The organism is Bacteroidia bacterium (genome assembly GCA_016218155.1).
In the GTDB taxonomy this organism is placed as follows: domain Bacteria; phylum Bacteroidota; class Bacteroidia; order Bacteroidales; family GWA2-32-17; genus GWA2-32-17.
This window is the reverse complement of the sequence record JACREQ010000045.1, coordinates 15,514-35,851: the sequence shown is the minus strand read 5'-3', so window position 1 is coordinate 35,851 and position 20,338 is coordinate 15,514. Positions and strand designations below refer to the sequence as shown.

The following is a 20,338-nucleotide window of genomic DNA, read 5'->3' as shown; positions in this document are numbered from 1 at the left end:
GAATAAAGGATGATTTTATTAAATATAAAATTATCTTACGATTGAGCATACTCCATTAATAGGATCTTTATCATTATGTAAATTAACAATAAACACATAAGAACCCAAAGGCAAATCTTTACCTTTTAACTTTCCATTCCATCTGTTTGTTTGAATAGAATACTCTTCTCCAGTACCATCAAAAAGGAATAATTTGTCGCCCCATCTATTAAAGATTTCTATTGTTACTTCAGGGTATGCACCAATTCCAATAATTTCGAAATCATCATTAACATTATCTCCGTTTGGTGTAATTAATGTTGGAATTATTAAGGGAATGTCAATTGTAAATGTATCAATTAACTGGCACAGTAAATTATCTGTAATGGTAACAATATAAGTTCCTGTTTGTAGTTCAGATATTGATGATGTAGTTGCATTGTTTGACCATAAATACTGATAAGAACCGGAACCTCCACTGACTGTTAAAGTAATAGATCCTGTTTTGCTTGAAGGATATTGTTCTACATTACTTGTAATAATTAAAGGTGTTGGGTAATTTATAGAAGTTTGAGCAATATTTGTACAATTATAATTATCTGTAACCGTAACATTATAAATTCCACTATTTAATAAAGACGCATTTAGTATTACAGGGTTTTGATCTGTACTTATAAAAGAGTCTGGTCCAGTCCAATTATAAGTTGTACCTCCTGAAGAAAACAACTCAATTGGATCACCAACACAAAGTGGAGTAGTATTTGTGCACGATACTATTGGAAGATTTTGAACAGAGACTGTTGTTGTTGCTGAAGTGGTACAGCCATTTGCTCCTGTTGCTGTAACAGTATAAATACCGCTATTTAAATTATTAGCATTGCTAATTGTTTGGTTTTGTGTATTGCTGAAGAATCCATTTGGTCCCGACCATAAGTATGTTGCACCGCCTGATGATGTAATTGAAATATTATTTCCTTCGCATACCGGACTGTTGGATATTATGGAAATCAGAGGAATTGCAAATATAGTAATGCTTTCAGAAGCACTTGAGGTACATCCTGAATTATTGGTTACCGTAACAGAATAGTATCCTGAATCTGAAAGCAAGGCTGTATTAATTGAGGGGTTTTGTAATGTAGAAGTAAAGCCGTTGGGGCCACTCCATTGATAATTAGTTCCACTGATAGTTGTTAAATTTATTGCATTCCCTTCGCAGATAGGACTATTGCTGTTAGTATTAACCAATGGGTTACTATTAATAATAATGTTTACTGATGCATTATTTGTACAGCCACTACTATTTGTTACAAGGCATGTATAAGTTCCGCTATTAGCTAATGTAACTCCTGTTATCATTGGAGATTGTAAAGTGCTTGTATAAGAATTAGGTCCTGTCCAGTTCCAGACAGCTCCGCCGGTTAATGTAATTGTCAGATTATTACCTTCACAAACTGGGCTATTTGAATTGATTGTTACAGCAGGAATCGAATTTACTATTACATTAGTTGTTGAAGTAGATGTACATCCAAAAATATTTGATACTGTAACGTAATAAGTACCTGCATCAGAAATTGAAGAAGTAGAAATAACTGGGTTTTGTGAAGTAGAATTAAATCCGTTAGGACCACTCCAGATATATGAAGTACTGCCCGATGAGGTAAGATTTATGTTATTGCCTTCACAAACAGGGCTATTACTGTTAATATTTGCGGTAATGCCATTATTTACTACTATTGCTATGTTTTCAGTATTTGTACAACCTTGAAGATTGCTAATAATACAGGTATATGTTCCAGAATTTGCCGGTGTTGAATTTGTTATAACAGGAGATTGTAATGAACTTGTAAAAGAGTTAGGACCAGTCCAACTCCATGACGTTCCTCCTGAAAGAGAAAAATTTATATTATTGCCTTCACATACCGGACTGTTTGAAGCGGATGTTGTTACTGGAATTGTGTTAATTGTTACTGTCGTAGAGGATGTTGTAGTGCAACCAAAACTATTTGAAATTGTTGCATAATAAACTCCTGCATTAGATAATGATACCGAACTTATTGATGGGTTTTGGTTTGTAGAAGTAAAACCATTTGGCCCACTCCATTGATATGTTGTTCCACTTGTTGAAGTTAAGTTTATAACATTTTGCTCACAAACAGGACTGTTGCTGTTAAGTGTTAATGAGGGTAACGGATTTACTGTAATAGTAACAGAAGATGAGGTTGTGTTTGAACCATCATTAATTGAAACAAAATAAGTGGTAGTAACTGTTGGTGATACTGTCGGATTAGCAATGTTAGAGCTAAAACCTGCCGGTGATGAAGTCCATGTATATGTGTATGATCCGGTACCGCCTCCGGCATTTGCATACAATTGTGTTGTATTTCCAGAACAAATTGTAGAAGGAGAAGCGCTTGGGTTAGTAGATAAAATAGATCCTGTAACAACTACTGTTACCTGATCGGTTGATGTGCAAGTTGTTGTGTTATCTGTTATAGTTACTGTATAAATTGTTGTTACGGTTAAATTTACTGTTTGAGGGTTTTGAAGGTTTGGGTTTACTAGTGAAGATGTTGGCGACCATGAGTATGAATAGTTGCCGCTTCCACCGGAAGCACTTCCGTTTAATGTTGTTGAGGTGCCATTGGGAATAGAAACATCACTTCCTGCATTAGGAACGGGGTTATTATTTATGATAACGCTGGTTGTTGTTACGGAAGTACAGTTATTTGCTCCTGTTACTGTTACTGTATATGTTCCTGACATTGCCGTTGTTGATGTTGGGCGAATAGGGTTTTGAACAGTTGAGCTAAAGGTGGATGGTCCTGACCAGTTATAAGAGGTTCCACCAGATGAGTTTAAACTAATTGTGGCACCTGCACAATAAGGTCCGCTATTTGAAGCTGTCGCTACTGGATTTGTATTTACAGAAACAGAAGTTGACGCAATTGATGTACAGCTACTGGAATTTGTTACGGTTACATAATATGTTCCTGCCATCGTTGTTGTAGCACCTGCTATTGTTGGATTTTGAACAGAACTTGTAAATCCGTTAGGTCCTGACCAGCTATAGTTTGTACCACCTGAAGAATTTAGCGAAATTGAATTTCCAACACAGAATGCTCCAGTATTGCCAGCTGTTGCTGATGGTGATGTGTTTACAGTTACAACAGTGCTATTTGTTGCGGTACAACCATTAGAATTTGTTACAGTTACATTGTATGTTCCACTCATTGCTGTTGTAGCATTTGTACGTGTTGGATTTTGTAATGTGCTAGTCCAACCACTTGGTCCCGACCAACTATAAGAAGTTCCCCCAGATGAAGAAAGTGAAATGGTTGTCCCCTGACAAAAAGGTCCGGTATTACTAGCAGTTGCTGCAGGAAGTGTATTTATTGTTACAGGAGTAGAGCTTGTTGAGCTACATCCGGCAGAACTTGTAACAGTAACATAATAAGTTCCTGCCATTAATGCTGTAGCGCTTGACCTGGTTGGGTTTTGTAATGTGCTAGTGAATCCGTTTGGACCTGACCATGAATATGTAGCTCCGCCACCAGAACTAAGATTTATTGTTTGTCCGATACATAATGGACTATTACTAGTTGAAGTAGCTATTGGAAAATTATTTACTGTAATAGGAATTGAAAGCGTCTGTCTATAACCACAAACACCGGTAACTTCTAAAGAATATGTTTGACTATATGCAGGAGTAACTGTAATGTTTTGTGTTGTTTGTCCACCTGGTGACCAATCGTAAGCACTTGCACCGGCTGGTCCGTTTAAAGTTATTGTTTGACCTGCACAAATAGAAGTACTTGTAGTCGTAATATCCGGAAATTGAACTCCTGCTGTAGCAGTAAGCGAATAACTACAAATATCTCCGGCAAATCCATCAATCATTAAGTAATAGTTGTTTCCAATTGTAAGATTGTTTGCAGTTATTGTCAGTTGTGAAGAGCCTTCTTTAAAATCCGAAACAGGAGTATAGTTGCAACATGGAGAACCTGCAGAAAAAATTTGCATTTGAATTCCACCTGAAGGATAATTTCCAACAAAACAATTATTGATGTTTACAGTAAGAGTTGCAGTTGTATTTGATGCCGTAAACTGTATCCATGAATTATTATCAATTTTAACATCACAATTTGGAGCACCTGTTCCCCATGCACCTCCTAAACCGAAAACTCCACCCTGGCAAGTGCCAGGGGTATATGTATAAGTTGGAGGATTATTAGTCTCAGCATTTCCACGCATGTTGCATGGTCGGTCAGTAGAGTAGGCGGCACTTGTTGTTCCGGAATAATTATTTAAATCGCAAATGTATAAATTGTTAGCACAATTATCATTTGTTGGAGTTGATACACAAATTCCAAATACATTAGTTGTATTTCCATTAAAAGCCCAGTATCTTAAATATACTGTTGATCCAGATGTTAGCCCTGATGCTAAAATAAATGGTTTAAAATCATTAGCCGCACCGGGGTAATTATAATCATCTGAACATGCAATTTGGGTGAGGGACGCACAGGTACCTGAATATAAAGCCATAACTCCATCAGAAATACCATAACCTGGCTGAGTAGTAATTGTAATTATTCCACTTGAAGGCACAGTAATTTTAAACCATACATCTTTTGGTTGTGGTGTATTGTTAAATCCACCCTGTTGTGGCGCAGAGCCACCAGCACAGGCTGAAGGCACAGGTGCACCGGCAGAAGTTGTTGCTCCTACAGTTGTAAAATTCATAAAATTACAAGCTGATGTTACAGCAGGAAGTTGAATGGCGCTACAAGGTTCGTCATTAGTTGGTGCTGCTGTTGGAGTTCCTGTTATACAAATTTGAAAAGGTGAGCCTCCTGTTCCGCTATAGTAATCATATACTCTTATATAATATGTGTTGCCAGGTATAAGCCCAACAGCACTAATAATTTCATTTCCATCTGTAAAACCTGCGTCCATACAAGTTACCTGAATAAGAGATGCGCATGAACCTGAGAAAAGTTCAACAACAGGGTCCATTGTTGAAGATGGATCTACTGTAATAGTTTGAACCGAATTAGTTGCTATAAACTTAAACCAAACATCATCATCAGCGGTTCCTGCGCATCCAGCTTGTGATTGGGTTGCGCTAACTGATGTTGCATTAGTATAACTACAACTTGAATTTACATTTAAAAGTGTGGCATTTACACAGTTGTCATTTGAAGGAGGAGTTGGTGCCTGTGTTACGCATATTGTAAAGGTGCCAGAGCCGGAACCAGCATAATAATGATAAATCCTGATAGTGTAAATTACACCAATAGTTAATCCTGAAGCAGAAATAGTTTCTGTTTCTCCAGTTAATCCATTGTCCATACAATTTAATGAAATTAGCGAAGAACAAGAGCCTGAAAAAAGCTGAACAACCGGATCCAAACTTGCAGAAGGAACAACTGTTATTACGTGGCTTGTTGCAGTTGCTGTAAAGGTATACCATACATCATCGTCGGCAGTACCAACACAACCGGAAATTGTTTGAGTAGCTCCTGTTGTTGTACCTGCAGTTGGGGTTGTGCAGTTTAGTGTAACTGGTAAGGAAGTGGCACCCGAACATCCATCTGATTGAGAAAATGAAGTCCCGAAAGAAAGTGTCAACATTAATATTAAAAGTGAAATTTTTGTTTTCATGTTCTTTGTTATTTTACAGATTCTCTTGGTTTGCATTCAATTGGCATGAGGTTGTTATTTAAGATAGCTTCTTTTACAGGTATCAGATTAATATTTTCAATATTTTCCGATCCTGTAATTTCTTGTTCAACAACAAAAATAAGCTGACCCTTACCGCTTTCCCATTTACAATTTACTTTTGCTTCTTTAATATATTTTATTTTTAATACATCTGCAACTAATTTATCCGGTTGTGTTTGCTCAGTAAGGTTTTCAAATGTGTATAAATAAACAGTTTTTTCGATTTTATTAGCTTTATTTTGAGAAAAACCAGGTGTAATGGTTACCAGAAAAGCTATTGTAATAAAAATATTTTTCATAAAAAATTAATTTAAGGAATGCAAAGGTAAGCTAAAGGGTTATACTTGTCAATAGCATTATTTAAAATATAAAAAATGGTTGTTAGTCAACGTATTGTGTTGGGTTTTTTCAAAAAAATAAATATGATGGTAATTTTTTGGTAACTAACACTTAATATGAAGTTAACAATCAGTTAATACTTATAAAATAATTTTACGTTGACAAATTTAGGTTAACTAATAATTATGGCTGAATTAATGAAAACTGTTTTGATAGTTGATGACGAAGAAAACATTCATGAATTTCTCACTTATAATCTGGAAAAATCGGATTTTATAGTTTATTCTGCAAAAAATGGATTAGAGGGCATTCGGTTTGCTAAAAAGCATATTCCTGATGTAATATTGTTAGATGTTACAATGCCGGAAATGGATGGAATAATGACTTGTATTGAATTACGTAAAGTCGAAAAGCTCGACTCTTCATTAATAATTTTTTTAACTGCTCGTGGTGAAGATTATTCTCAGATTGCTGCATACAATGCCGGTGCAGATGATTATATAAAAAAACCAATAAGTCCAAAAGTGCTCATAATGAAATTAAGAATAATGTTGACAAGAAAAAGAGCAGAAAAGATTTTTGTTGATGTAAATAATTATGATTTAACGCCAGGAAAATTGTTTATTAATAAAGAAAAGTATTTAATTGTTGTGAATAATAAAGAAATCATTTTGCCAAGAAAGGAGTTTGAATTACTTGCAATGTTGGCTTCAAAACCAGATAAAGTTTTTACGAGAGATGAAATTTTTAGCAGAATATGGGGTGATAACAGTGCATCAACTTATAGAACCATTGATGTTCATATAAGAAAAATAAGAGAAAAACTTGGAGGAGATTATATTAAAACTCAAAAGGGTGTTGGGTATAGGTTTTCAGAATAATTTACTCAAACTTAACAGACAATTAAGATTACCATAAAACACTTTTAACATCCAGTTAATATTAGAAATTTAATTTTGTTTCGAAATCAAAAGTAAAAAACATGAAAAAACAATTTTTTTTAAAAGTAATTATTGCTTTGTTTATAATGAATACCTCGTTAGTAATAAAAGCACAAGAAACAGAACAAAGTCCATTTGATACATTGGCAAATAGTGTAAACAAACTCAAAGATGATATGGATTTGCTTAAGAGAATAAAAATCTCAGGATATTTACAACCTCAGTTTCAAATGTCAGATTCAAACGGAATAGCTTCTTTTGCAGGAGGGAATTTCAATGCCAATTCCGATAAGCGTTTCATGTTAAGGAGAGCTCGTGTAAAAGTTAGTTATGAAACATTGTTATCACAATATGTATTTCAAATTGATGCTACAGAAAAAGGATTTGCAATAAAAGATATATATGCAAAATTTACAGAACCATGGGCAAAAGCAGTTTCATTAACTGTTGGTTGTATGAATCGACCATTTGGTTATGAAATAGGTTATTCTTCAAGCTTAAGAGAATCACCTGAACGTGGTAGGATGTCGCAAATTATTTTCCCAGGCGAAAGGGACTTAGGTGCTATGTTAACTTTTCAAATGCCAAAAACTTCAAAATGGAATTTTATTAAAGCAGAGGCCGGAATGTATAATGGAACTGGTTCTGGGGCAGTTGATTTTGATTATAAGAAAGATTTTATCGGACGAATAAGAATGGATAAATCTACAAAGTCAGAGAAAATATCTTATGGATTAGGTTTTTCATATTATGATGGAGGGTATCGTCAGGGAAGAAAAAATGTATATACAAACGCAGCTGATTCTTCGGGGCTAATGGCATTTGTTTTAAATAATGACACAACTAATTACGGTGCTATAGCAAAGCGCACATATATGGGTGGTGACTTTCAGCTAAATTTTGATCTTCCTATAGGAATGACAACTATTCGTGGAGAATATATTCAAGGGCAGCAACCTGGCACTTCTTCAACAACTGCAAGTTTAACAACACAACCAACAACTGATAATTATATAAGAAACTTTAATGGAGCATATTTTTATTTTCTACAAAATATATGGACTACAAAATTTCAATTTGTAGCAAAATATGACTGGTATGATCCTAATACTGATGTTGCCGGTGATGTAATTGGACAAACAGTAAAATCATCAGCAGATATTAAAGTTGCAAAAACAGGAAAGAATGATTTAAAATACACTACAATTGGATTAGGCTTGGCATATCGTTGGGATAATAATGTTAAAATTACTGCTTACTACGATATGGTTAAAAACGAAACAAGTAAAAATGTAACAGGCTACACAAAAGATTTAAAAGACAATGTGTTTACTTTAAGAGTTCAATATAAATTTTAAAAGCATAAATTAATAAATACTTAAGGTAAAATAAATATTCAGTTAATACAACAAGACGAAATTTGTAATATAAAATATTAAGAAAATGAAAACAAAAATCACAACAGTACTTATTATAGTAACATTAATTAGTATAAGTGCTTATTCACAAAACGTAGTGAATTTAAAAATTAAAGGAAGCGATACAGTACTTCCACTTTCGCAAAAAGAAGCAGAAACATTCATGAAAAAAAATAAATCTGCAAAAATTACTGTAACCGGTGGAGGTAGTGGGGTTGGTATTGCTGCATTTGTTGACGGATCAACAGATATAGCAATGGCTTCACGAAAAATGAAAATGAGCGAAAAACTAAAATTACAGGATGCAGGAAAGGCATATAAAGAAGTAGTTATTGCTAACGATGCACTTTCAGTTATAGTAAACCCAGCAAATAAAGTAAGCCAATTAACCCGTGAACAAATTGAAGGAATATTTACAGGAAAAATTAAAAACTGGAAGGAAGTTGGTGGTGATGATGAAAAAATTGTAGTTTATTCACGTGAATCAAGTTCAGGAACATATGAATTTTTTAAAGAACATGTACTTAATAACAAAAATTACGGAACCTCGATATTAATGATGCCTGCAACTGGTGCAATGGTTCAATCTGTAAGCCAGACTAAAGGAGCAATTGGTTATATCGGTTTTGCATACATGGAGAAAAATGTAAAAGCGTTAAAAATATCATATGATAAAGGAAAAACATTTATTGAGCCTAATGTTATAAATGCTAAAAATAAAACTTATCCTGTAGTTCGTCCGTTATATTATTATTACTTAACAAAGGATGCTGCAAAAGTAAAAACATTTATTGATTACATTTTATCTGAAGAAGGACAAAAAGTTGTTAATGAAGTTGGATACATCAGTTTAAAATAATTTGAATATTAAGAGAATGATTAAGTTCTTAAAATCCACATTTGAAAAGCTTAAAGAAGGAACATTGTTTTTAAGCAGCACTATAACCACTTTGGCTATAGTGCTTATTATTATTTTTCTTTTTAAAGAAGGAATAGGAACTTTTAATCAAACACCAATTGAAGATGGGTTTTCATTAGTAGTAAATAAAAATAACCCGATTAATGAATTATCAGCAAATGAAATTAAAAACATATTCGATCAGAATATTACTAATTGGAAGACAGTTGGCGGTAAAAACGATTCCATAACATTATTCAATATAGATAATATTGGAGAATTCTATTCCGATTCTGCAATTGGTGAAAATTTTGAATATCTACCTCAGTGTATAAGCGATTATACTGAAAAAAATCCAGGAACAATTGCATTTGTTACAACAAGGTATACAGGAAAAGGTTTTACCGGTAAAATATTAACAACCACAAAAGTTAATATTTCACAGTTTATATCTCAAAAAGAATGGTTCCCGACTGCACAACCAGCTGCACAATTAGGAGTTTTGCCATTAATTCTTGGAACACTTTGGGTTAGTTTTGGAGCTATACTAATTGCTCTTCCGTTAGGATTAGCCACTTCAATTTACATGGCAGAAATTACAAGTCCCAAAATAAGAAATATTTTAAAGCCACTTATTGAATTATTAGCAGGAATTCCATCTGTAGTATATGGATTTTTTGGATTAGTTATAATTGTTCCGGGAATTCAAAAAATATTTGATTTACCAGTTGGTGAAACAGCATTAGCTGGCAGTATAGTATTAGCAATTATGGCATTGCCAACAATTATTACAATTTCTGAGGACGCACTTAGAACAACTCCAAAAGCAATGAAGGAAGCCAGCTTAGCACTTGGAGCTAACAAGTGGCAAACAATATATAGAGTAATCATTCCATATTCAGGATCCGGAATTACAGCAGCAACAATACTTGGTATTGGCCGCGCAATTGGCGAAACAATGGCAGTTTTAATGGTTACAGGCAACGCAGCAGTTATTCCACATTCATTTTTAGAACCCGTAAGAACTATTCCGGCAACAATTGCAGCCGAATTAGGAGAAGCTCCGCAAGGAGGGTTGCACTATAAAGCATTATTTGCACTTGGCTGCATATTATTTATAATTACTATGGCTATAAATCTTATAGTAGGATATGTTTCCTCAAAGAAAAAGTATAACGCAAGATGATTATCAGTAAAAAAGTCATACGAAAAAAGAATTTAAAAGAAAAAGTTGCATTCAATATTTTTCGTGTTTTTAGTGCAATTGTTGTACTTAGTTTAATTGCCATTTTATCTTTTATTATTTATAATGGGATTAGTGTTATAAACTGGAATTTCTTAACTCAAATGCCTGAGGACGGGATGACCAAAGGTGGTATTTATCCGGCAATTATAGGTACTTTATGTTTGGTAGCAGGAAGTATGATTTTTGCAATTCCAATAGGGGTTTTGTCTGGAATATATATCAATGAATACACCAAAGATAGCTGGTATAAACGTTTTATAAAATTAATGACAAATAACCTTGCCGGTATTCCATCTATTGTATTTGGTTTGTTTGGAATGTCATTATTTGTAAACACATTAGGATTTGGCGATTCAATAATTGCAGGATCGCTTACTTTAGGGTTAATGGTTTTACCTGTTGTTATAAGAACAACAGAAGAAGCATTAAAATCAGTTGATAATTCATTTAGGCATGGAAGCCTTGCACTAGGTGCTACAAAGTTGCAAACAGTTCGCAAAGTGGTTTTACCGATGGCATTTCCTAATATTATTACAGGAATAATATTGTCGGTAGGAAGAGTTTCGGGCGAAACAGCACCAATTTTATTTACAGTTGCAGCATATTTTTTACCAAAACTTCCTTCGAGTATTTTCGATCAGGTTATGGCATTACCATATCACCTTTATGTAATTTCAACTAGCGGGACAAATGTTGAAGCATCCCGACCTATAGCTTACGGGACAGCAATGGTGCTAATTGGATTCGTATTAATTGTTAACTTGCTGGCTAATGCTTTAAGAAAATATTTTGGAAAAAAAGTTAAAATGAATTAAAATGGAATATATTATAACAACAAATAAAGTAAATTTATTTTATGGCGAATCACAGGCCTTAAAAGATATTTCTATAAATTTTTTGCCAAATACTGTAACGGCTTTAATTGGTCCATCTGGTTGCGGAAAATCAACTTATCTTCGTTTATTTAACCGAATGAACGATCTTATAGACAATGTTAGAATTACCGGTGAAATAACAGTTGAAGGAGAAAATATTTATCAAAAAGACACAAATATTGTTGAACTAAGAAGAAAAGTAGGAATGGTTTTTCAAAAACCAAATCCATTTCCAAAATCAATATTCGAAAATGTTGCCTATGGTTTAAGAGTGAACGGTGTTAATGATATGTCGACCTTAAAAGAAAAAGTTGAATTTTCGTTAAAACAAGCTGCATTATGGGACGAGGTAAAAGATAAATTAAAAAAATCTGCTTTTGAATTATCTGGTGGACAACAACAAAGACTTTGTATTGCAAGAGCATTGGCAATTGAGCCGTCGATAATATTAATGGATGAGCCTGCATCTGCACTTGACCCGATTTCGACAGCAAAAATAGAAGAATTAATTTACGAATTAAAAGCAAATTATACAATAGTAATTGTAACACATAATCTTCAACAGGCAGGTAGGGTAAGCGATTATACGGCTTTCTTTTATTTGGGTGAACTGGTTGAGATAGGCGAAACAAAAGAGTTATTTATCAATCCAAAAAATATTAAAACGCAGAATTACATTACAGGTCGCTTTGGTTGATAGTAAAATTAATAAATTGTTATCACATTATATAAAAACAGAAAAGATGAATCATTTAGAAACAGAAATAGTATCGTTAAAAAGAAAAACAGTTGAAATGTGGCAACTGGTATATAGTCAGGTAGATAAATCTCAATTGGTGTTTTCCAATTTTGATAAAAATTTAATACAGAATATCAAAATTAACGAAAAAATGGTTGACACATTTGAGTTAATGATTGATATAGATTGCGAAAATATTTTAGCTCTTTATAGTCCTGTTGCTGTTGATTTGCGATTTGTTCTTACTGTGCTGAAAATTAATTACAATCTTGAAAGAATTGGCGATTATGCGAATGGTGTTAGCAAATTAATAAATGATCTTGAAAATCCTGTTTCAGAAGAATTATTAAGATCAACTAATATAATTGAAATGTTTAATTTATGTAAGGAGCTGTTAAAAGACAGTTTAAACTCTTTTGAAACTGAGAATAATTGGGATACAAGAAATATTTTAGGAAGAGATAAAGCAATTAATAAGATAAATAAAGATGCAACTATAATAGTATCTGATTACATTATAAATAACCCTGAAGATGTTATGACTGCAATGAATGTGTTATCTGCTATTCGTAAACTTGAGAGGGTTGGAGATCATATTCAAAATATTGCTGAAGAATTAATCTTTTTCATGGAAGCAAAAATTATTAAGCATCAAAAGAAAAGCAAAAGTAAAGAATAGAAGAATTTTATGAATTGATAAAAGCTCATTGCCGGTTGTTAAATGTACAATACAAGATTAAAAAAATCGGATAATAACAAAGTGAATAAATATTGGTGAAAGTTAAAGTGGGTAATACACAATCTTTTTTGTGTCAAAAAAATCTAATGGAAACCATTTATAAATATCTTCAACTTTAACTTTGTTTTTAAACTCGGAAAGTTCTTCTTTTAAGTCGCCGCCTTTTAAATAAATAATTCCGTTTTTTTGTACCCCGCTAATGTGCTTAATGTTTTTCTTTGTGAGATTAACAAATTCGGGGAAAGCGCATACACCACGGCTAATAATAAAATTGAATTTAGGCTTTAGTTCAATTACATTACCGTGAATTGCTGTGACATTTTCCAGTTTCAGTGATTCAACAACAGCTTTAACAACTGTTATTTTTTTACCTATTGCATCAAGTAATGTAAATTTTGAATCGGGAAAAGCAATTGCTAAAGGTATTCCTGGGAAACCTCCACCGGTTCCTACGTCTAGTACTTCTGCATCTTTCTGGAACTTAATAAATCGTGCAATAGCTAACGAATGAAGAACATGTCTTTCATATAAGTTCTCCATATCTTTTCGCGAAATAACATTTATCTTACTGTTCCATTCAGTATATAGAGGCATTAATTTTTCAAATGCCAATAATTGTTCATTTGTGAATTTTGGAAAAAAGCGTTTTATTAAATCCATATTATCAATTGTCAATTAATAATTGTCAATTGTTATATACTTTCCTGAGAATTCTTAATAATATTATATAGCAATTCGCGTGCTCTGAAAAGCTGAGCTTTCACGGTACCTATAGGTAGCTCAAGTTCCTGAGATATTTCTTCGTATGAATATTCTTTAAAATATCTTAGTTCAATTAAATTACGGTAGCGGGGTTTAAGTTTGCTAACAATCAAGTGCATTACACTTAATTTCTGATCTTTAATTAGTGCCTCTTCGGGATCTAAAACATTTGCAGGAATTGGAATGCTTTGATCTTGTTCACTTGAATCGTTAGGTGTATCAAGTGAAATTATATCATTCTTTTTCTTTCGTAAAAAATCGATACAATTATTAGATGCAATTTTAAACAGCCATGTACTAAATGCAAAGCTAGGTGAATACTGGCTTAAATTACGAAATGCTTTTCCAAAAGCTTCGATGGTAAGATCTTCTGCATCAATCTTATTATTTACCATTTTTAACAACATAAAATAAATGGCATCACGATATCTGCCCATAAGTTCAGCATACGACCTTTGATCACCTTTAATGGCTTGTTGCACCAGTTGGTAATCCTGAAGGGCTTTATCGCTAAGATTATGGTTTATCTCCATACATATGGATTTCTAAATTTTCCTGAAAATTTGATCATGAATCCTATAAAAATAAAAAGCAAATCAAATATTGGCGAATATAGTAATAAATCTTTTTCCTGCAAACGTTTTGTTGCAAAATATAAAGTAAGTAATTGTATTATAAGCCTAATAGAAAATGCAATAATTATCCATAATGGAAAAAACTGAAAAACTAATAATGTAGTGAAACTGGCATAAAATAATAACCTACTAATTGGTTCTAAGGCTAAAAGAAATTTATGAGAAAATTTATATCTTGGAAACGTGGTTCTATGACGTTTTTTCTGACGCAACCAATAAATAAATTTTTTTTTAGGGATAGATCGTGTAATACTTTCTGTATTAATTAAAATACTTGTGTTTTTGCTTGTTGCTGTTTCATTTACAAAAAGATCGTCATCACCAGAGAGAAGGCGGGCGTGGCTTGCAAACCCTTTGTTTCTGAAAAACAAGCCCTTTAAATATGAAAGATTTCTGCCAACACCCATATATGGTATGCCTGCACGTGCAAATGTAAGGTATTGTAAAGCAATAAAAAAAGTGTCGAATCTTATAAGCTTATTTAAAAAACCGGGAGCTCTTTCGTATCCGCCGTATGCTAAAAGAATTTCTGTTTTAGACTGAAAACTTCCTGAAATATTTTTTATCCATTGATTACTTGTTGGGTAACAATCAGCATCTGTAAAAATCAGTTTTTCATTTATGGCAGATTTTATACCTATTGTTTGAGCTAATTTTTTCCCGTGAGTAAATTTCTCGTCTTTTTTAATAGTTGTGTAACGTAAATTAGAATATTTTAATTGAAAGTTTTTTAAAACGTTTTCGGTATGATCTTCAGAACAATCATTAACTACAATTACTTCAAAATTTGGGTAATCCTGCTCTAAAACTAATGGAAGAAATTTTTCCAGATTTTCTGCTTCTTCACGGGCACAAATAATAACAGAAACAGGTTCGTTATTGTTCTCATTTATTTTAACTTTTCCCCATGCTAGTCTAAGGTAGAAAAACAAATAATAAAACAATTGAATTAATAAACTTAATGCAAATAAACCTGTTATAGATAATATAATAACACCCTCTGTTGTTTGTAACAACTCTTTCACTTAAATAAAGATAAAAAATTTAGTGCAAGTTTAAATAAACTAATAATGAATAAAAGGTTGTTATGTGTTGAATAATACAAGAATTATTCACAAGGTATAATTCAAAAAATTAAGAGATTAGTCTATTCTTTAATTCTTATGATTTAAAAATATAACAATAATAAATTTTGTGAAATGAATTATCTTAATTAATAAATTAGTTAAAGTTCTCATAATTATTAAAAACTCTTATTTTTGCGGTTTATATTTTTAAACAAATGGTTTTTAGTAGCAGCCTCTTTATTTTATATTTTTTACCATTAGCATTACTTGCTTATTATTTTATCGATAGAAAATATAAGAACCTAGTTATTGTTGCTTTTAGTATATTTTTCTATGCTTGGGGAGCGCCAAAATATTTATTTATGGTTTTGGCTGCCATGATTATGGATTTCTTTTTTGCAAATCAAATTTATAAGAGTCAGAGAAAAGCCAAAAAATATTATTTAGTAGCTGCATTGTCCATAAATATAGGCTTACTTCTTTATTTTAAATATTTTAATTTTTTTACTGATAATGTAAACGAGATGTTATCCATTTTTGGATTTCAGCAGCATGCGTTTATGAAAGTTGCTTTACCTGTTGGTATTTCTTTTTTTACATTTCACGAAATGAGTTTTCTTATTGATGTTTACAGGAATGTTAAAAAGCCGCTAAAAAGTATAACAGATTACGCTTTATATATTTTGTTTTTTCCACAACTTATTGCAGGACCAATTATCCGTTTTAACGAAATTGCCGATCAGATTGAAAACAGGGGGAATAATGAAAATATCGATAACAGATTAACCGGCTTTTTTAGATTTGTTATAGGATTATCAAAAAAGGTGTTAATTGCAAATGTGTTGGGGAAAGAAGCAGATATTATTTTCTCGTTACCTGCCGATCAATTAACTACACCACTTGCATGGATTGGAACTTTAGCTTACACATTTCAGATTTATTTCGATTTCTCGGGTTATTCTGATATGGCAATAGGTATTGCCAGAATGATGGGATTTATTTTTCCAGAGAATTTTAATAACCCATATATTTCAAGAAACATAACAGAGCTTTGGCGCAGATGGCACATGACTCTTAGCAGATGGATGAGAGATTATTTGTATTTCTCACTTGGTGGAAACAGAGTTAATTCAAAAGCAAGATTATATTTTAATTTAGCATTGGTTTTTATTATTTCGGGATTCTGGCATGGAGCTGCATGGAACTTTGTTATATGGGGTGCATTTCATGGTTTCTTTTTAATTCTTGATAGAATTTTCTTAATAAAATGGCTTGATAAAATTGGGAAATGGCCCAGTATAGCATTTACATTTTTATTAACTATGATTGGTTGGGTTTTCTTCAGATCAGAAACACTTATGGGTGCATTAGGTTTCTTAAAGAAGATGTTTTACTTCGATGGATTTACTTTATCAAATCATTTCTCGATGCAATTTTGGGCAATACTTGTAGTTGCAATTTTATTGTCTTTTAGTACATCAATAAAATTAGGTCTTAAACTGGAAAGTAAATTATATGCAACTAGTCATAATTTGCTTAGTTATTCAGTTATGACTGTTTTATGTATTTCTTTTCTTATGATATCTTTAGGTTCGATAACTTCTTCAGGATTTAATCCTTTTATTTATTTCAGATTTTAAAATGATTAAAGAAAAAATAAAATATGGTTTGTTTATATTAATGTTTTGTTCATTAATATTTCCTGATATTCAAAAGAAAATTAAAATATTTGACGAAGCTGGTTTGGATGGGGTATTTACTTTAGCCGATAAGCCAAAATTTAGTAAAGATGGTTGGTTTTCAGGTGAGTTTCAGGAACAATTTAATAAATACGTTGAAGATCATATAGGTTTTAGAAATACTCTGATAAGAATTAGAAATCAATTTGAATTTAGTTTATTTAAAACAGCACATGCAAGTAATGTTGTTGTTGGAAAAGAGGATGTTTTATATCAGGACTTTTATATTGATGCTTTATTAGGAAAAGATCTATTAACAAAGGAAAAAGTCGAGGAGAAGGTTAATAAATATCTCTTTGTGCAAAATGAGTTAGCAAAAAGAAATATTACTCTTGTTATGTTAATAGCACCTGGCAAGGCTTCTTTTTTAAAAGAAAACTTACCTTCGTATGTTGATATAACAAAGGCACAAACATCTAACTATGATCTTTTCTCTAAAGAGATGGCAAGGGTTAATGCCAATTGTTTAGATATGCGAAAATATTTTTTAGAGATAAAGAAAACTTCTCAATATCCTTTATTTCCTAAGTGTGGAACACACTGGAGTGGATATGGACTTACGTTAGTTGCTGATACACTTTTTAAATATATTGAAAATAAATCGGGTTTAGATTTAGTTAATTTTCATTCAGAGCCAGGATATTTAACTGATGTAGATTTAAGGTTTACTGATGATGATATTGGAAAGGGGATGAATCTGATTTGGGATATACCTTCTTGGAAAATGTACTATCCTAACATTGTTTTTGAAAAAGATGAGACCAAAAATAAGCCTGATATACTTTCAATAGGAGATAGTTTTAATCAGAGTTTCTGGGGATTTTATCCTTATTTTTCTGAGCTTTTTGGTAACAATTCAGTTTATTGGTATTATAATAAAATTGTTTCGTGGCCAGATTCTCTTGTAAATAAATATATTGATGTTGAAAAACTTGATGCAAAACAGGAAACAGAAAACAGAGATATTGTACTAATTGTTACAACAGAGCATAACATTGTTAACTTTGGCTTTGGATATATTGATAAACTTTATGCAATATATTCGGGCACTTTAGCAGAACAAAATGAGAGAGTGATAGCTTTTGAAAATGCAATTAAAGCTGATCCAAATTGGCTGGAAGCTATAAGAAAAAAAGCATCAGAACAGAATAAAACTCTTGAAGAAATGATTCATATTGATGCTGTATGGATGGCAGAACAAGAAACTAAATAAAATGTATAAACTATTATTATTTGTTATTGCTTGCTTTTTATTCTCTTGTACTTCTAAGAAGAATAATAATTTTGAGGTATTAAATTTTAACCCTATATCAAATTATCAAACAGAGAGAATCAACAATAAGCAAATAAATCTTGAATATACTGATGCAATTGATAGTGGGTTTGTAGTTCCACATATAAAGCAAATTAATACAGGTGTTTTCGAGTTTGAATTTGATCTGAAAAATAATTCGGAACAACCTCAGGAATATTATTATAAAATTTATTATCAGAATGAATCGTATAAATTTTCTGAAGAAGATGAATTGGCATCAGAAAACTTTTATGGCAGCTGGGAAAATGCTAATGTCGGATTTTTAAAAACTCCTGTAATTTCTAATGATGGCAATTTACATCATATTAAAGGCAGTTTCAGAATTGTTGGAAATCCAAGAAATGAAAAAAAATATTTTGGAGTTGCATCAAGGTATTTACAATTTAAGGAGCCAACAGAAAAAGAACTAAATGATGTGATTCTTTCTATAAAAAGCAATACCGAATGGTATAATTCTGTTGTTGAGAAGGCAAAAACCAACAATAATTCTTTAAACAAACAACTTTTATTAGATGCCGAGTGGACTGTTCAGTCAAACAGAAAAGCGGGTAATTTTAACAACAGATGGAAAAGAAATCCACGGGTTGGATATTATAGTGTTATGCTTGTTGTTACAGAAAAATCTAATGTTGAGCAATTAATTATTCCTGCATATATACAAGATATTTGCATTAAAAATGATAGTACGTTTATAAATCCATATACTTTCTTTTTTAAAAGGACTGACGACATTAAAAATTTAGAGATTATAAAAATCGATAGTGTTTTAAAAGTAAATGCAAATCTAGACTTAGGCGCAGGAATATATATTGGACAACAACCAAATAAAGAGAAAATATTAGATACTTCTTATTTTAATTTGAATTGCAATAAAGGGTTTAGTTTATATAAAAAAGCTGCATTTCAACAATTTATTCATAATATTGGAGATAATGTTATACTCGATAATATTCCTGTTATAGCAGATGTTTCAACAGGAAATTATTCTATAGAAGAGTATGAAAAAAATAGTAATGTAAGTGATAAAGATAGGATTAAAAAGTTGGTTTCAACTACCGAATGCCCTTGCCAGACTGTAAACTCTGATTCAATAAAAAAGGAAATAACAATATTTAACCCGGGTAATAAGAATAAAGAATTTAAAAAAGAAGATGTTGGAATTATTACAAGACATGGTTTAACATATGGCAAATATAGAGCAAAAGTTAAACTAACTTCTTTACTAAATGAAAGCCAGGTTTGGAATGGTATTACTAATGCTATGTGGCTTATTTATGAAAGTACCGAGGAATGGAATCAACGAAGAATTTGTAGAAATGAAGGTTTTATGCCTTCATATTTTAGCACAAAAGCAGATAAAAGAGTGCCATATATAAGTTATTCAGAAATTGATTTTGAGATTTTAAAAGCATCGTATCGTTGGCCAATAACATCTTACATTGATATTTCAAAAAGACCCAAAGATGATCCTTCAATGAAGGATAAAATAATGGTAACATGTACAAATTGGGATATGGCATGTAAGGATCCTTCAGACTTTGGTGTAGGGGTTCATGAAATAGGTTATGATAATCAGACTTTTTATTTACATCGTTGGGATCATTGGTATAATGCAGTAACATTGAAAAACCCACAACCTGAAAAAACTCTTTTTGATTCTGATTTTTATTATTTTGAAATAGAATGGAAACCAACAGAAATTATCTGGAGAATAGGACCATCAAAAGATAAAATGAAAGTTGTTGGATATATGAACAATTCCGTAACATCAATCCCAAATAATCAGATGTTGCTAATTTTTACTCAGGAATTTCATATTACTAAATGGTGGCCCGAAGCTCCCTTTGCACAAGATAATATTCCTTTTCCTGCTGAAGATATTAAAGGATATATTTATGATTTGGAGATAGAGTAATAAACAA

Annotated in this window: 15 protein-coding genes; 10 read left to right on the top strand and 5 right to left on the bottom strand. The window is 32.0% G+C overall.

Features of this window, described 5'->3' with window-relative positions; translation table 11 throughout:
• Positions 1-30 precede the first annotated feature (30 nt).
• Both HY951_08025 and HY951_08020 read right to left on the bottom strand, forming a co-directional pair.
• Complete coding sequence (locus HY951_08025; GenBank protein ID MBI5539990.1) at positions 31-5,643, bottom strand: gliding motility-associated C-terminal domain-containing protein; 5,613 nt, start codon at positions 5,641-5,643, stop codon at positions 31-33.
• An 8-nt stretch (positions 5,644-5,651) separates the two neighbouring features.
• Positions 5,652-6,002, bottom strand: coding sequence for a hypothetical protein (locus tag HY951_08020; GenBank protein MBI5539989.1), 351 nt, complete (start codon positions 6,000-6,002; stop codon positions 5,652-5,654).
• Positions 6,003-6,227: 225 nt separating this feature from the next.
• On the opposite strand from HY951_08020, the gene HY951_08015 reads away from it, so the two are divergent.
• From HY951_08015 to phoU, 7 genes are all read left to right on the top strand, one after another.
• Positions 6,228-6,923, top strand: a complete 696-nt coding sequence (locus HY951_08015; protein ID MBI5539988.1) for a response regulator transcription factor — start codon at positions 6,228-6,230, stop codon at positions 6,921-6,923.
• 101 nt (positions 6,924-7,024) lie between these two features.
• Positions 7,025-8,341, top strand: coding sequence for a porin (locus HY951_08010; GenBank protein MBI5539987.1), 1,317 nt, complete (start codon positions 7,025-7,027; stop codon positions 8,339-8,341).
• 85 nt (positions 8,342-8,426) lie between these two features.
• Positions 8,427-9,260 (top strand): PstS family phosphate ABC transporter substrate-binding protein, encoded by an 834-nt coding sequence (locus HY951_08005; GenBank protein MBI5539986.1) that lies wholly within the window; start codon positions 8,427-8,429, stop codon positions 9,258-9,260.
• 16 nt (positions 9,261-9,276) lie between these two features.
• Positions 9,277-10,485 (top strand): phosphate ABC transporter permease subunit PstC, encoded by a 1,209-nt coding sequence (pstC, locus tag HY951_08000; protein MBI5539985.1) that lies wholly within the window; start codon positions 9,277-9,279, stop codon positions 10,483-10,485.
• Positions 10,482-11,360 carry a phosphate ABC transporter permease PstA gene (pstA, locus tag HY951_07995; protein MBI5539984.1) on the top strand — a complete coding sequence of 293 codons (879 nt, stop codon included), beginning with the start codon at positions 10,482-10,484 and terminating at the stop codon, positions 11,358-11,360. The genes pstC and pstA overlap by 4 nt, the downstream gene beginning before the upstream one ends.
• A 1-nt stretch (position 11,361) precedes the next feature.
• Entirely contained in the window at positions 11,362-12,117 is a 756-nt protein-coding gene (locus HY951_07990) for a phosphate ABC transporter ATP-binding protein (protein MBI5539983.1), read from the top strand.
• A gap of 46 nt (positions 12,118-12,163) precedes the next feature.
• Positions 12,164-12,838: a phosphate signaling complex protein PhoU gene (gene phoU, locus HY951_07985; protein MBI5539982.1), complete on the top strand. Its 675-nt coding sequence runs from the start codon at positions 12,164-12,166 to the stop codon at positions 12,836-12,838.
• A gap of 102 nt (positions 12,839-12,940) precedes the next feature.
• Here the strand turns inward: phoU and rsmG are convergent, their stop codons facing one another.
• Genes rsmG through HY951_07970 form a run of 3 tightly spaced genes read right to left on the bottom strand, consistent with a single transcriptional unit; the run spans position 12,941 to position 15,320 of the window.
• Complete coding sequence (gene rsmG / locus HY951_07980) at positions 12,941-13,558, bottom strand: 16S rRNA (guanine(527)-N(7))-methyltransferase RsmG (protein MBI5539981.1); 618 nt, start codon at positions 13,556-13,558, stop codon at positions 12,941-12,943.
• Between the two features lie 32 nt (positions 13,559-13,590).
• Positions 13,591-14,193, bottom strand: a complete 603-nt coding sequence (locus tag HY951_07975; GenBank protein MBI5539980.1) for a sigma-70 family RNA polymerase sigma factor — start codon at positions 14,191-14,193, stop codon at positions 13,591-13,593.
• A complete protein-coding gene (locus HY951_07970; protein ID MBI5539979.1) occupies positions 14,184-15,320 on the bottom strand; it encodes a glycosyltransferase in 1,137 nt (378 codons plus the stop codon). Before HY951_07970 ends, HY951_07975 begins: the two co-directional genes overlap by 10 nt.
• A 257-nt stretch (positions 15,321-15,577) precedes the next feature.
• On the opposite strand from HY951_07970, the gene HY951_07965 reads away from it, so the two are divergent.
• The 3 genes from HY951_07965 to HY951_07955 are packed head-to-tail and all read left to right on the top strand — an operon-like array spanning position 15,578 to position 20,331.
• Positions 15,578-17,002 carry an MBOAT family protein gene (locus tag HY951_07965; GenBank protein MBI5539978.1) on the top strand — a complete coding sequence of 475 codons (1,425 nt, stop codon included), beginning with the start codon at positions 15,578-15,580 and terminating at the stop codon, positions 17,000-17,002.
• A 1-nt stretch (position 17,003) separates the two neighbouring features.
• Entirely contained in the window at positions 17,004-18,314 is a 1,311-nt protein-coding gene (locus tag HY951_07960; GenBank protein ID MBI5539977.1) for a hypothetical protein, read from the top strand.
• Position 18,315: 1 nt separating this feature from the next.
• Positions 18,316-20,331, top strand: coding sequence for a hypothetical protein (locus HY951_07955; GenBank protein MBI5539976.1), 2,016 nt, complete (start codon positions 18,316-18,318; stop codon positions 20,329-20,331).
• The last annotated feature ends 7 nt before the right edge of the window (positions 20,332-20,338 follow it).

Bases quoted from the DNA above. Each gene is read 5' to 3' on its own strand.
- HY951_08025 (MBI5539990.1), bottom strand. From the start codon at position 5,643: ATGAAAACAAAAATTTCACTTTTAATATTAATGTTGACACTTTCTTTC.
- HY951_08015 (MBI5539988.1), top strand. From the start codon at position 6,228: ATGGCTGAATTAATGAAAACTGTTTTGATAGTTGATGACGAAGAAAAC.
- HY951_07955 (MBI5539976.1), top strand. From the start codon at position 18,316: ATGTATAAACTATTATTATTTGTTATTGCTTGCTTTTTATTCTCTTGT.
- phoU (MBI5539982.1), top strand. From the start codon at position 12,164: ATGAATCATTTAGAAACAGAAATAGTATCGTTAAAAAGAAAAACAGTT.
- HY951_07975 (MBI5539980.1), bottom strand. From the start codon at position 14,193: ATGGAGATAAACCATAATCTTAGCGATAAAGCCCTTCAGGATTACCAA.
- HY951_08005 (MBI5539986.1), top strand. From the start codon at position 8,427: ATGAAAACAAAAATCACAACAGTACTTATTATAGTAACATTAATTAGT.
- HY951_07965 (MBI5539978.1), top strand. From the start codon at position 15,578: ATGGTTTTTAGTAGCAGCCTCTTTATTTTATATTTTTTACCATTAGCA.
- HY951_07990 (MBI5539983.1), top strand. From the start codon at position 11,362: ATGGAATATATTATAACAACAAATAAAGTAAATTTATTTTATGGCGAA.
- pstA (MBI5539984.1), top strand. From the start codon at position 10,482: ATGATTATCAGTAAAAAAGTCATACGAAAAAAGAATTTAAAAGAAAAA.
- HY951_08010 (MBI5539987.1), top strand. From the start codon at position 7,025: ATGAAAAAACAATTTTTTTTAAAAGTAATTATTGCTTTGTTTATAATG.
- HY951_08020 (MBI5539989.1), bottom strand. From the start codon at position 6,002: ATGAAAAATATTTTTATTACAATAGCTTTTCTGGTAACCATTACACCT.
- HY951_07960 (MBI5539977.1), top strand. From the start codon at position 17,004: ATGATTAAAGAAAAAATAAAATATGGTTTGTTTATATTAATGTTTTGT.
- rsmG (MBI5539981.1), bottom strand. From the start codon at position 13,558: ATGGATTTAATAAAACGCTTTTTTCCAAAATTCACAAATGAACAATTA.
- pstC (MBI5539985.1), top strand. From the start codon at position 9,277: ATGATTAAGTTCTTAAAATCCACATTTGAAAAGCTTAAAGAAGGAACA.